This is a genomic window from Candidatus Venteria ishoeyi, assembly GCF_030378065.1.
GTDB classification, from domain to species: Bacteria; Pseudomonadota; Gammaproteobacteria; order Beggiatoales; family Beggiatoaceae; genus Venteria; species Venteria ishoeyi.
The window spans coordinates 43,136-56,921 of sequence record NZ_JAUCGJ010000031.1 but is presented as its reverse complement, the minus strand read 5'-3'; the positions used below and the strand labels follow the sequence as shown (position 1 = coordinate 56,921).

At 46.7% G+C, this 13,786-nt stretch carries 9 protein-coding genes; 6 read left to right on the top strand and 3 right to left on the bottom strand.

What is annotated here, in order from left to right; translation table 11 throughout:
- Positions 1-131: 131 nt before the first annotated feature.
- Positions 132-974 carry a hypothetical protein gene (locus QUF61_RS11605; protein WP_289681799.1) on the bottom strand — a complete coding sequence of 281 codons (843 nt, stop codon included), beginning with the start codon at positions 972-974 and terminating at the stop codon, positions 132-134.
- A 171-nt stretch (positions 975-1,145) separates the two neighbouring features.
- On the opposite strand from QUF61_RS11605, the gene QUF61_RS11600 reads away from it, so the two are divergent.
- The 6 genes from QUF61_RS11600 to QUF61_RS11575 all read left to right on the top strand — a co-directional run bounded on the left by QUF61_RS11600 (position 1,146) and on the right by QUF61_RS11575 (position 9,331).
- Positions 1,146-1,556: a hypothetical protein gene (locus tag QUF61_RS11600; protein ID WP_289681798.1), complete on the top strand. Its 411-nt coding sequence runs from the start codon at positions 1,146-1,148 to the stop codon at positions 1,554-1,556.
- Positions 1,553-2,152 carry a DUF4760 domain-containing protein gene (locus QUF61_RS11595; protein WP_289681797.1) on the top strand — a complete coding sequence of 200 codons (600 nt, stop codon included), beginning with the start codon at positions 1,553-1,555 and terminating at the stop codon, positions 2,150-2,152. Before QUF61_RS11600 ends, QUF61_RS11595 begins: the two co-directional genes overlap by 4 nt.
- A 69-nt stretch (positions 2,153-2,221) precedes the next feature.
- Positions 2,222-2,536, top strand: coding sequence for a helix-turn-helix domain-containing protein (locus tag QUF61_RS11590; RefSeq protein WP_289681796.1), 315 nt, complete (start codon positions 2,222-2,224; stop codon positions 2,534-2,536).
- A 134-nt stretch (positions 2,537-2,670) separates the two neighbouring features.
- Positions 2,671-6,936: a leucine-rich repeat domain-containing protein gene (locus tag QUF61_RS11585; protein ID WP_289681795.1), complete on the top strand. Its 4,266-nt coding sequence runs from the start codon at positions 2,671-2,673 to the stop codon at positions 6,934-6,936.
- Positions 6,937-7,025: 89 nt separating this feature from the next.
- The gene (locus QUF61_RS11580) at positions 7,026-8,378 is read left to right on the top strand and encodes a hypothetical protein (protein ID WP_289681794.1); all 1,353 of its coding nucleotides are present in this window, start codon (positions 7,026-7,028) and stop codon (positions 8,376-8,378) included.
- Between the two features lie 380 nt (positions 8,379-8,758).
- Positions 8,759-9,331 (top strand): hypothetical protein, encoded by a 573-nt coding sequence (locus QUF61_RS11575; RefSeq protein WP_289681793.1) that lies wholly within the window; start codon positions 8,759-8,761, stop codon positions 9,329-9,331.
- 284 nt (positions 9,332-9,615) lie between these two features.
- Here QUF61_RS11575 and QUF61_RS11570 read toward each other — a convergent pair whose 3' ends face one another.
- Entirely contained in the window at positions 9,616-13,068 is a 3,453-nt protein-coding gene (locus tag QUF61_RS11570; protein WP_289681791.1) for a DEAD/DEAH box helicase, read from the bottom strand.
- A gap of 95 nt (positions 13,069-13,163) precedes the next feature.
- Entirely contained in the window at positions 13,164-13,670 is a 507-nt protein-coding gene (tsaE, locus tag QUF61_RS11565) for a tRNA (adenosine(37)-N6)-threonylcarbamoyltransferase complex ATPase subunit type 1 TsaE (protein WP_286019529.1), read from the bottom strand.
- Between the last annotated feature and the right edge of the window lie 116 nt (positions 13,671-13,786).

Here is a 13,786-nt window from a genome sequence, read left to right as displayed (position 1 = left end):
AAAAACTTCTAAAGTTGGTATTAAAACCAAACGTCTCAAAGCTGGTTGGAATGAAACATATCTGCTAAAAATTTTATTGGGCACGTCGTAAAAACCAAGAACTACATAACACTATGGTATTTATTAAATTTTTAATGCGATTGCCCTGCCGGATAAACGGTGTCGGTTTCCATATCAATCAATTGCAGAACAAAAGGCGTGGCACTATAAAACACCGCTTTATTCTCATCAACGCTGACATAGGGATAACGCTGGCTTAATTCCCAGATATTTTCCGGTATTTCAATATTGTCAGTGTGATAACGCAACAAGCGCGTAAAATCAGTTTTCAGCAGATATTCACCTTGTTGTGGCAACAAAGCGCTCTCTTTTTTGCGGTTGCTATTGAGAAAATGTAAAAACTCATCAAAAACTAAGGGCACGGGAGATAGGCCGCTTGCGGTGGTATTGGTTGGCGATCCAGGCGTTAGCATGAAATTCTGCCACGGCATCTGCATATACCCGGCTTTCAGACTCAGTGGCTCCAGTGAAGCAGCCTGCCAGTTATCTATATCAGCCACATTATCACCAGGGTTCACCGCAACAAGCGCGGCAAAACAGCGATGTTCCACCGGGCAGGGCGCAGGTGGATGCAGCGCGGCAAAATCCTCAAAAGCTTCAATATTCAGCGGTGTTGTGGTTAATGGTTGGAGCGCTGTTTGCCATTTGCCTTGTTGTAAGTCCCAGCTCTGAATATCCTCACCGGCTGTTGCGTCTATATCCAGCACACTCAGATACACCATCATATTGTGCATCATCCGGTCATTACTCAACCAGAGCATAGGCGGTTCTGGGTTTGCCGAAAATACAGGCGTATTGTCAGCATTGACTTTAAGCGTAATCTGCCAGGCAAAAGCAGCTTGACTGCCGAAAAATATAAAAAAACAGGAAATAAGTAATATTGTTAATAATTTGTTAATTATTTGCTTTTCCATAAAAAATTTCTGTTACATATTAATTTAATTAAATTTTTTGAATTAAAATACATTAAATACACGTGGCTATCAATTCAAAATATTCGGGTTACGTATGGGATGATTAATGGATCACATTACCCTCCCGCGCTAAACCTGTGGAGCCAGCACATTTTTTACAGGAATACGGTCATGCTAAAAACACCCTCATATACCTGCTTACTCACTTTTTTTGTATTTTATTTGTCCGTTTTCCAAACGACTCAGGCAGAAACGGATAGCCATACTTTGAGCAAAAGCCAGATGCAATGTCTGTATCAAAAAAGTGAAAACCTGCTGACGGAAAGCACTGACCCGATTGTTATTTTACTGTTATGTACAAAAGCAATCACAGCCACAGAACAACGCACGCCCTTACCCGTTATCAAACCCAAAATCAGCAACCAGCCCGACATTACCGCAAATGACATTCTCGTACTCAGCCATGCTCAGCTACATTGCTTTCGCCAGCAATTTGAGGAGTTGATAAAAATGAAAAAAAACCCGCTTGACATCAGTTTTACCGCGGAATGCCCAGCCACAAAAAACGGGACAAAACCATGAGCGAAAACCAACAAAAACCGGCTTTTTTGCCACAAACTTTCATCGGCTGGGTAGAGCTGCATATTAAAATCATTATCGTCTGCACCACGCTTGCGGCAATTTACCAATACTTTGATGTCAAACAGGAAAACCGTGTCAAACAAAGCATGGCAGAACGGAAAAAATTCAATGAAGATGAAAAACTGCAAGCAGCCTACAATCGGTTAGCCGAAGTCTGGGGCGCGCGTCAGGCGGTTATCCAGCAAATCAATCAGCTTAGTACCGCCAATCGTGACGAACAAGCAAAAATTCAAGCAGCCATTGTCTTGCCGATAGTGGAAAAATTACATTTACAAAAAGACATCAAAAACCTGGTGGATTTTTTTGACCAATTGCAGATTTGCGTGCAGCACCGAATTTGCGACCGTGCTGTCGCTGAAGCCTTTTTTGGTACCTATGCCCGCAGTTTTTACCAGTTACATCAGCCGTGGATAATACAACAAAGAAAAGTGATTCCGGGTTATGCCTGCCCCTTGCAGGTTTTTGTGGAGGGCAGAAATGCTGCGGCGCAATGTCGCAATTTGTTTACCGGGCAGGCTTTACCAAAGCATTCCTGATAAAAACAGTATATTAAATGGATGCTATAATAGACATTACATGATTTTTTGATAACTATAGTGCTCATTATGATTGAAACAGAGCGGCGGCAGGCATTAATTTTTCCACGTCAACAACATATCCTGAAAATCCTGGGGGAGAACATCAAACTGGCGCGTAAACGCCGGGAACTGACGCAACAACTCATCGCTGAGCGTACCGGATTGAGCCGGACGACGATTCGCAAGGTTGAACAAGGCAATGCCGGGGTCTCTATCGGACATTATCTGGTAGTTCTGGCAACACTCAATCTGGCAGAAGATTTAACACGGGTTGCGCTGGATGATGAGTTCGGGCGTAAGCTGCAAGATGCCAAACTATTAGGCACTTGGAGCAAAAGCTGAATGGACATACTGGTTTATGCGGATTGGACTTTGCCCCTGAAACAGATTTGGCAGCACAATTAGAAAAAGTGGATGCTTTTTAAGCAGACTCTTTCAGAACAACAGATCAACAGACTTCGTTATAAACAGAAAATATGCACACGCCCAAATACATTCTCGAAAAAATCCAGGCCAATCAAGCCCGGCGCGATCCCGTGTTGGATTTGCGGGGTAATTTATGGCAAAAATTAACCCACATCCCCACAGAAATCCGCGAACTTGAACACCTCGAACAACTGCTGCTGGGCAACAATGCCATCCAAATCCTGCCATCCTGGTTGACCAATTTAACCAATCTCCAATTCATTCAACTCAATCAAAACCCCTTGCGCGATTTAGGGGATGTGCCGAACCTGGTACTGGATCAAGGCGTGTGGCAGCGTTTAGAACCTGCGCCCGAACAAATAGCGGGTTTATGGCTGCGTTGGCTGGAGGGCGCACTGCTGGAGGCGGCTTTGCAACTACCGCTGCGCTGGTTGGATTTGAGTGCGCAGCGTTTGCAGGCAATACCCGAACAGATTTATCAATATAAAAAATTGCAAAAACTATACCTGAATAACAATGAAATCAGTGTGTTGCCACCAGAAATCGGCCAACTGCAAAACCTCTCCTCACTTGACCTGAGTCGTAATAAGTTCAGCGCGCTGCCTAATATAATCGGCCAACTGCAAAACCTCTCCTCGCTTGACCTGATGGATAACGAACTCAGCGCGCTGCCGCCCGAAATCGGCCAACTGCAAAACCTCTCCTCGCTTGACCTGAGAAATAATGGTCTCAGCGCGCTGCCTAAGATAATCGGCCAACTGCAAAACCTCTCCTCGCTTAACCTGATGGATAACGAACTCAGCACGCTGCCGCCCGAAATCGGCCAACTGCAAAACCTCTCTTCACTTGACCTGAGTAGTAATAAGTTCAGCGCGCTGCCTAAGATAATCGGCCAACTGCAAAACCTCTCCTCGCTTGACCTGAGAAATAATGGTCTCAGTGCGCTGCCTAAGATAATCGGCCAACTGCAAAACCTCTCCTCGCTTGACCTGAGTAGTAATAAGTTCAGCGCGCTGCCGCCCGAAATCGGCCAACTGCAAAACCTCTCCTCGCTTTACCTGAGAAATAATGGTCTCAGCGCGCTGCCTAAGATAATCGGCCAACTGCAAAACCTCTCCTCGCTTGACCTGAGAAATAATGGTCTCAGCGCGCTGCCGCCCGAAATCGGCCAACTGCAAAACCTCTCCTCGCTTTACCTGAGAAATAATGGTCTCAGCGCGCTGCCTAAGATAATCGGCCAACTGCAAAACCTCTCCTCGCTTGACCTGATGGATAACGAACTCAGCGCGCTGCCACCCGAAATCAGCCAACTGCAAAACCTCTCCTCGCTTGACCTGAGTAGTAATAAGTTCAGCGCGCTGCCTAAGATAATCGGCCAACTGCAAAACCTCTCCTCGCTTGACTTGAGCTTTAACCAGTTCAGCGCGCTGCCGCCCGAAATCGGCCAACTGCAAAACCTCTCCTCGCTTGACCTGATTAGTAATAAGTTCAGCACGCTGCCGCCCGAAATCGGCCAACTGCAAAACCTCTCCTCGCTTGACCTGAGTAGTAATAAGTTCAGCGCGCTGCCACCCGAAATCGGCCAACTGCAAAACCTCTCCTCGCTTGACCTGAGTAGTAATAAGTTCAGCGCGCTGCCGCCCGAAATCGGCCAACTGCAAAACCTCTCCTCGCTTGACCTGAGTAGTAATAAGTTCAGCGCGCTGCCGCCCGAAATCGGCCAACTGCAAAACCTCTCCTCGCTTGACCTGAGTAGTAATAAGTTCAGCGCGCTGCCACCCGAAATCGGCCAACTGCAAAACCTCTCCTCGCTTGACCTGAGTAGTAATAAGTTCAGCGCGCTGCCTAAGATAATCGGCCAACTGCAAAACCTCTCCTCGCTTGACCTGAGTAGTAATAAGTTCAGCGCGCTGCCGCCCGAAATCGGCCAACTGCAAAACCTCTCCTCGCTTGACTTGAGCTTTAACCAGTTCAGCGCGCTGCCGCCCGAAATCGGCCAACTGCAAAACCTCTCCTCGCTTGACCTGAGTAATAATAAGTTCAGCGCGCTGCCTCAGATAATCGGCCAACTGCAAAACCTCTCCTCGCTTGACCTGAGTAGTAATAAGTTCAGCGCGCTGCCGCCCGAAATCGGCCAACTGCAAAACCTCTCCTCGCTTAACTTGGGCTTTAACCAGTTCAGCGCGCTGCCGCCCGAAATCGGCCAACTGCAAAACCTCTCCTCGCTTGACCTGAGAAATAATGGTCTCAGCGCGCTGCCACCCGAAATCACAAAACTATTGGATCTGCGTATTTTTGATCTGCATGAAAACCCTTTGGAACTGCCACCGTTGGCTTCGCTGGATCCGCAACAAGGCTATTTTGGTAATCGGTATTGCCAAGGCGCTATTGACATCACAAAACTGCATATCTATTTTCGTGATGCCGCAAAACAGGATTTAGAAGCGATTTATGAAGCCAAGCTGTTAATTATCGGCGAAGGCGGCGCAGGTAAAACCACCTTGGCATGGCGTTTAATGGATGAAAGCATTCCCATGCCCAATGAAAGCCAAAGCACCGAGGGCATTGATGTCTGGCAATGGGATTTGGATTGCCCCTTAAGCAACGGCGAGCAACACGCTGTGCGCTTGAATATTTGGGACTTCGGTGGACAGGACATTTACCACGCCACCCATCAGTTTTTCCTCAGCCACAATGCGTTGTATGTGTTGGTCGCTAATACGCGGCGTAATGACACGGATTTTTATTGGTGGTTGAGCATTGTGGAAAAACTTGGCGGCGACAGCCCGGTGTTATTGCTGAAAAATGAAATGGACGACCGTGTATTTTCTCTGGATGAAGGCAGCCTGCTTAAGCGTTTTAGCAAAAACCTGAAAGAGATTGTCACAGCGAATTTAGCCACGCAGCGCGGTTTGCCAACAATTAAAGCCGAAATCCGCCACCGTGTACGCAAGCTGAAACACATTGGCGAGAAATACCCGCGTTTGTGGAAAACTGTGCGCGAAACCCTGGAACACCGTCCTGAGCCGTATATTGCCTGGGATACCTATGAGCAGATTTGCCTGGATGCCGGTTTAAAACAGGATTCTGCAAGGACTTTGATGGATTTATTGCATAACCTCGGCGTGTGTTTGTATTTTACCGATGTGCCGTTGTTGAAAAAAACCATTATCTTAAAACCGACCTGGGCAACCGAAGCGGTGTATCGGGTGCTGGATGACCGCGAAGTGCAGTTACAAACCGGGCGTTTCACCCTGGATGATGTGTGCCGCATTTGGCAAACCCCGAAAAAAGTCCGCCAAAGTCGTTTTGCCGATTGCCTGAAACAGCATGAATGGCAGCCTAAAGATTTTGCCCGGATGCACGATGAGTTGCTGGCAATGATGCAGCGTTTTGAATTGTGTTATGCCTTGCCGCAAGCCAATGAATATATTGCGCCATCATTGTTGGACAAAACCGCGAAAAGCTATAATTTTCCCGATGGCGGCTTGCTGATTATGTATGATTACACTGGCTTTATGCCATCGGGCATCGTCGGGCATTTGCTGGTACGGCGACATGAGTGGATTGAACAAAATCGTACCTTGGCATGGCGTTATGGCGCAGTGCTGGCACACGGCGGCACCCGCGCAGAAATCATTGAAGACCGCGAACGGCGAGAATTGCATCTGCGTTTACATGGCAATGGCTGCCGCGATATGGCAACCTTGTTGATGGATGACTTAGAGACGATTCATGGGCGCTTTAAGGGGCTGGATTTTAAAGTTTTAATTCCTTGCCAATGTGGGCGCAGTGAACAACAAGGCCAGTTTAGTTTGGGTAATTTGCGTGGGGCTTTGATGGCACAGCAAGCCATTCAATGTAATAACGGTAAAAAGCCGTGTTACCAGATGCTGGACGCTGCACAAATTTTAAATGGCGTGTTTACCGCAGAAAAAATGATGGAAGATGCAGCGCGTCATGGCATGGAATCCGGGCATCGTATTTTTGAGCAAGGCAGGCAGCAGTCAGAGCAGCAAATCAATGCGGCGGGGGATGTGCATATTTATGACTCGATACCAATAAGCAAAAAAACTTTGCCCACCCGGAAAGCCGTAGTTGGCAGCAGTCGCGCAGCGGCTTTAAAGTGTTTGAAAGCCTTAAGCCCTGCACAGTTTGAGGAACTGGTTTTCATTTACGAAGCCCCGGAAAGTTATTTGCCCAGCAACGAAACCCCGCAAGTAAAACAGGCAATTGCTTTGTTGAAATATGCAGAACAAAAAGATGGGGATTTCGAGCGTTTGTTGGCGCGTGTACAGGACATCAAGCACCCCTGAATCAGCACGGCTCGCTGAGCATTATCATGGAAGCAGCCGCAAGCAATATGCAGAACTTAAAAACCAATACATCATTAAGGACTCACTAAATGAGACTATTTATAAAAACCGCTTTTCTGGTATTTTTTCTGGCACTGGCAACTTATCTGGTATTGTATTTCTCGCCAGATCAGGCGCTTGAGCCGGAGGCAGCAGCCTGGTTAAAGCTTGAACCCATTGATTATTCTGCTACGCAAAACAGCTATTTTACCCTGATGGGGTTTCTCGCCCCGGTCGATCACGACCCCCGGCAATTTGGCATTACCCGTACCAAGGTCTGGGCGCAGGCCATTGAAAACCACGAAAAAACCGGAGCCGAACCCGATGCGGCAGCCATTGCCAGGACACATCCCGAAACAAGCATGCCGGTAGACAAGCGTTTTGCAGACCTATGCGTAATGAGTGCGCAAAATTGTCTATCCTGGTATGCAGAGCATGGCGAAACAGTCGCAGAATTATCCGGGGTTTATGCACCCTGGCTGGCGCGTTACCAATCTTTATACCAAAAACCACGCTATCACGACCCGATTGGCGCAAGACATGTCAATATGCCGCCCCCAAATTTCCGCACAATGCTCAACATGCAGCAATTGCATCATGCACAACTGCTTGCCCACTACACCCAGGGCGAGCATGATATTGCACTTTCCCAACTGGCAGATGATTTAAGCTATGCCCGCAGCCTGTTGGCAAATAACAATCACTTGATTACCAAAATGGTTGCAGTAAAAATGATCGTGGATATCTTCCATGTCTATAGTCAATTCCTTGATGGCAAAAGAATACCTTTGGCATTATTACAAACCATTGCCAAACTGCCAGCGCTTGACACTGCCGAAAAAAATATGCAGCAAGTCGAACACACCGAGTTTCAGGCGCTGCATTACACGAACATCACGCAGTCAGAGCAATCCAGGCAAACCGGTATGTTTGATAAACTCCTGTCAGCATTACTCTCATACAAACCCAATGCAACCATGAACCATGCGTTTTCACAGTATCGCGAGGCTGCCCAATACGGCAATTTATCCCCCGAGGCTTTGCTGGAAATACGCTCACAAGCCAGCGCAGGGCTATTTTGGTGGCACTATGGCTATAATATGACTGGCGCACTGTTAGTGGAGATTAGCAATCCTGCCCATCATGTTGGTTATGCTTTGCGCATACAGGCTCTGGACGGACTGCTTAACCTGCTCAAGCTCAAAGCCAGGTTCCGTGCCGAAGGCCGTTCACTCAGCGCATTCCCGGAATTTTTGGAAAATCAGCGTGGCAACGCCCCCGGTTTATTCAAAGCACACCCGGTGCAATGGGATGAGAAATACAAACGCCTGTATTATAACGTGCCCAAAGCAGCCGAAAGCGTGTTAAAACCAATATACCGGGTATTGTATAGTGCTGAGTAAAGCCGTTGGTTGCCACTGAGAGGTTGTCCGAGAACTCGGTTTTTCAAAAAACTGGATTTTTAAGCCATTGATAAATAATGGGTTAAGTTTAGTAAAATCATTGATTTTGCTATTCTCGGACAGGCTCCTAAAAACATTCCCTCTTATTAAAAATATACCAGTCTGTTTTAAAGTGCATTGAAATTATTTTGGATTGGGTAGGGGCGTTGAATAGCTGAAATATGGATTGTTTGACGACCACTAAAATGGACGGTAGTATAACCCAAAGCCAGTACCAACCATTTCCCGGTTATCTGAAATTTTACTCGGGTACATCGTTTACGCTGACTTAATGACCCACCTTTATAAAACATAAAACAAATCCATCGAGAGGATACGAGATGAAAATCAAAAATACCATACTGACCTCCGCAGCCATGTTAGCTTTAAGCCTGAGCTTACCGGCACAAGCTGATGATGAATGTGACAAGGATTGGCAACAATATGATGATAGATGCGAGATGGTCCATAATAAGCAAATAACTGATGCTATTTATGGCGCTGAATCACCGGATGAGGCGGATAAGGGCCAAAAAAAGGCGGATAAAATCTATAAAAAATGTATCACCCAGGGACAGAAGAACTATTTTACATGTAAGGATAAACTTGGAAAGGTAGATAAAGAGAAGTTTGCCAACTTCAAGAAAGATGTGAAAGCTCTCTATAAGAAGAAGAGAAAGTGCCGTAAAAAACTTCAGAAAGCCCATGACAAATGCGAAAAGGCGGTCTGGCTCAGCTGCTTGGATGAAGCCAAGAAAGAAATGCTGGCAGGTCCGGAAAACAAGGCCAGGGAGTGCTACGATGAGAATGTAGATAGCATATGCCCGCCACCGAACCTGGAAGAAAAATGTGATGAAGATGAGAATGAATTAAAACTCATCAAGTTTTATTCGAATATGGTGAGCAGTGAATAGGACTGATGTGACTATCATTAGCCAAGTAGGGTGGGCGAAATACCGCCACGATACTTGATTTGGGCGCGGTATTTATCGGCATTTTGCCCACCAATTGCCGTTAGGTTGGGGGAAATGGTGGGCGAAATTCTGTGATAATTAAGCGCCAACATCAAAATTCATTGGACGGAATTTTGCCCACCCTACCTGACTGGATTCCACACGCCTTCGCGGTGGCAGTCCCTGCCTGCACAGGTATGACATTAATAGAATATTTTTGTCAATTTCAAAGTAGATAGGGTTTATCAAACCAAAGGCTCAAATAACGCTTCCAGATCCGACTGACTGAGTTTGCTGCTTTTGGCTTTCCCGGCAAACAAAGCATCCGCCAATTGTTGTTTGCGTTCCTGCAATTCCTGAATTTTTTCTTCCACCGTGCCTTCAGTAATCAGTTTATACACAAATACTTTTTTATCCTGACCAATGCGGTGTGCGCGGTCGGTGGCTTGATTTTCAGCGGCGGGGTTCCACCAGGGATCATAATGAATCACGCTATCTGCGGCGGTCAGGTTCAGCCCCACGCCACCGGCTTTAAGGCTGATCAGGAATAATGGCACCTTGCCATTTTGAAAGGCTTCAATAACTTCACCGCGCTTTTTGGTGCGTCCGGTGAGTTTAACGTAAGCAATTTTTTTCTGTTTACAGGCTTCTTCAATCAAAGCCAACATGCTGGTGAATTGGGAGAACAACAGAATTTTGCGGCCTTCTTCTATCATTTCCGGCAGCATTTCCATGAGCAATTCCAGCTTGGCGGATTGTTTGACTTCAGCCGCTGCCGCCAGTTTCAACAAACGCGGGTCACAGCAGATTTGACGCAGTTTGAGCAAGGCATCCAGAATAATAATCTGACTGCGTGCCATGCCTTTATTGGCGACTTCCTGGCGCACCTTGTCATGCATGGTCAGGCGGATGGTTTCGTATAAATCCCGTTGCTGGTTGCTGATTTCCACCTTACGGATAATTTCAGTTTTTTCTGGTAACTCCTTGACCACTTCTTCTTTAGTACGGCGCAGCATAAACGGTGCAATGCGGCGGCTGAGAATTTTGCTTCGGGTTGGATCGCCATCACGCTCAATGGGGCCACGGAATAATTGTCGGAAACTGTAAGGATCGCCCAGTAGACCGGGAATCAGAAAATGAAACAATGACCACAACTCACCCAGGTGGTTTTCCATCGGTGTACCAGTCAGGCATAAACGGTGATCAGCTTTGATTTGATGTACCAGTTGCGTGGCCTTGGCCTTGGGATTTTTAATATTCTGTGCTTCATCCAATACCAGGATATGGTAGTGGGATTGCATTAAGGCTTCTTTGTCACGCGGTAACAGGGGATAGGTCGTCAACACCAGATCATAGTTATTTATCTGCTCAAAGTGTTGTTTACGCTCCGGGCCATGCAGGGTAAGTACCTTTAAATCCGGTGCAAAACGCTCGCTTTCCATGCGCCAGTTTGCCATCAGGCTGGTCGGGGCAACCACTAATACCGGATTTTCCAGGCGACCGGCGCGTTTCTCAATCAGAATATGCGCCAGGGTTTGTACGGTTTTACCCAGGCCCATGTCATCGGCGAGGATGCCAGCCAGTTGATATTCCCGCAGAAATTGCAGCCAGTTCACGCCTTCATGTTGATAGGGGCGTAATTCGGTTTGAAAATCCTTGGGAATTTCTACAGTTTGAATGCCTTTAAAATCCTGTAATTTTTTCCCCAAATCCAGTAGCCGCTCACCGCCCAGCCAACGCAATTGCGCTGCACCCATCGCCGCTTCCAGTTCTACTAACTGTGCAGCCTGCAAGGTCATCATGCGCAGGCGACCTTCTTCATCCAGTGGCTCTTTGTCTAAGAGTTCCACCAGCGTTGATAAAATATTTTTCACCCGGCCCAAAGGTATGGGTAAAATGCGTCCATCCTCCAGGCGCATGGTCAACAGGGTATCATCGTCCAGTTCTAATAAGCCCTGCAAATCTCCGGTACTCTGAATACCGTGCAGCATTTCAACCAACAGCGGCAATAAATTCGTGCGCTCACCATCAATATTAATGCCTAATTCCAGGCCAAACCAATCAATGCCGCTGCCTTCATCAATTTCGGCATACCAGTCCTGGATTAGTTCAGGATCGACCACTTGATAGTGGTAATCCGCATCCATGGTGATTTGCCAACCCCCGGCACGTAGACGCGGCACAGTTTCCAAACTGAAATCCAGTGCCAGTTGTGGATTTTCCGGGGCATCCGGGTCAAGGTACTCCTGGTAACAGGTCAAATGCTGCTGAGAATCCTGGGGTAATCTCAAGCTATGCTGTTGTGTATACAGGGACAAGGATATCAAACCTTCGTTATACAACTGCTTAAGCGCTTGTTTCTCAGCCTGAGTATCCCGCAGGTAGCGGGTTAATACCCCGTTTTTTTCGTCATAAAAATTCAGTGCCGTGGTTTGTTGACGGGCATTGTAAGGTACGTTTAACTGACCATATTGGAACGATAAGGCAAAGATGGGAATATCAATAGACTCGAAAGCGTGTTGCCAACGATAGATATATTCCAATTCCAGGTTCTGACTGGATAAATGCAGACAAAATACCGGCTTACTTTTTTCTTCACGCACTTCATCTAATGGACGCGGCGCAGGTAAATCCGGTAATTGTTTGCTAAATAATTGATTTAGTTTAACCGCCTGTTCCGGCAATAAGGTGGGCGCATTTAATAAGGATTGCATCAGCCCATCAGGTACCTGGGTTTCCAGCAGGCCGCAAAGTGCATGTTCAGTATCGACATAACACGGCGGCGTTAGCGGCAGCAGCACATCGTTTTCCGCCTGCATTTTGCACACAAAAGACTGATGCCCATCAGCACCGACCTGCCATTGGGGGCTGGCAGGGCGCGGCTCTCCCAAGGTCAAGGGCGGGTTATTTTTACTGTTCCAGTGACAACGCCCGGTTGCAACCAGTGCCTGCAACAACTCAGCCGACCCTTCACCCTGCAAATCATAATGCAATTCATTGAAATCGTAAGTGTGTTGCCGGACATAAATATTCAACTGGCGAATCAGTGATTTATCAATCGGACGCAAATAAGCCGGTTCGTTACCACGAAACGGGGAACTGGTTCCATAACCCCCGTCTTTTAACTGCCGTGTGGTTACCAGTTGTACGCTGAGTTGCGTGCTATTGTTCTGTTTATGTTCCAAGCTTAAAAGATATAATAAACGGTGTTTGATACGCTGAGGATAGTGATTATCATCGGGGTTTTCCGCATGTTCCACCAAATCCTGAAACCACTGTGACACTGATGTGGGTAGTTGTTTTTCCGCAACTGGTATATTTTGCTCACTGTTGCTTTGCAGTTTTTTATTTTTGATTTTCGGCTTGCGCTGTTTAATCAGGTTGGGATCCAGTACATTTTTACCATCCTCAATCGCTTTTAGTAAAACCGCCGCGATATGTTTGCAGCGATAACCCACAGGGCATGTGCAACTGGCATTAAATAAAAAACCTTGTTGTAGAGAATACTCTGCCAAAATGGTTTGGTGATAGCGTTTGCCGCCAGAACCCAGCACCGTGGCATTAATTTTTAGTTCGCCACGCGTGGTAAATTCAGTCTGGAGAGTAACAACCCGTCGCCGAATCCAATAGTCATTTCCCCGACTATATGCGGCTGTTGGAATATTTTTGCGGATATCCTGCTTGCTGAAAGTGCTCACAATAAAAAATCTTATCTCAAACTCAGGTAGAATTGCGCTATTTTACTATAAGACCCAGGTAAAATCCCTGATAATCATTTACGCCTTACCAAATCCTATATTTGTGTACAAATCGGCAGCACGATTTTCCTACCCAAGCTGGTTTTTGGCATTAATTGCAAACAGCGGCCTTCTCCCTGATAACACAGCTTAATTTCCAGGTCGGCTGTCGGCAGTAAATCCCCTGCGCGTTGTGGCCACTCCACCAGACAAATGGCCTGTTGGTCAAGGTAATCCCGTAAACCCAGATATTCCAGCTCTTCAGGATCGGACAGGCGGTATAAGTCAAAATGATACACCTGCGTGACCGGGCCGGATAAGGCATAAGGCTCTACCAAGGTATAAGTGGGACTTTTAACATTGCCCACATGCCCCAAAGCTTGAATAAAGCCGCGCACAAAAGTGGTTTTCCCCGCGCCCAAATCACCATGTAAAATCAGCAGCATACCGGGTTTGCAATGCTTTGCCAGCCAGGCACCTGCCTGTTCTGTGGCAAGACTGTCAGGCAGCCAGTATGAATCAGGTTTTGTCGAATTTATTTGCGGGCAGGATGTAAAATTCAAGTGGCTTCCTCTAGTAGTTGTTTTAGTGGTTATTTTAGTGGTTGTTGGTTAAGACTATTGTGATGATATTTCAGTATTGTAATGAATGCTATATACTTTGAAAATGCTCTATTGAT

Excerpts from the sequence above, each read along its gene's own strand:
- QUF61_RS11585 (WP_289681795.1), top strand. The coding sequence starts at position 2,671 with ATGCACACGCCCAAATACATTCTCGAAAAAATCCAGGCCAATCAAGCC.
- QUF61_RS11590 (WP_289681796.1), top strand. The coding sequence starts at position 2,222 with ATGATTGAAACAGAGCGGCGGCAGGCATTAATTTTTCCACGTCAACAA.
- QUF61_RS11600 (WP_289681798.1), top strand. The coding sequence starts at position 1,146 with ATGCTAAAAACACCCTCATATACCTGCTTACTCACTTTTTTTGTATTT.
- QUF61_RS11595 (WP_289681797.1), top strand. The coding sequence starts at position 1,553 with ATGAGCGAAAACCAACAAAAACCGGCTTTTTTGCCACAAACTTTCATC.
- QUF61_RS11580 (WP_289681794.1), top strand. The coding sequence starts at position 7,026 with ATGAGACTATTTATAAAAACCGCTTTTCTGGTATTTTTTCTGGCACTG.
- QUF61_RS11575 (WP_289681793.1), top strand. The coding sequence starts at position 8,759 with ATGAAAATCAAAAATACCATACTGACCTCCGCAGCCATGTTAGCTTTA.
- QUF61_RS11605 (WP_289681799.1), bottom strand. The coding sequence starts at position 974 with ATGGAAAAGCAAATAATTAACAAATTATTAACAATATTACTTATTTCC.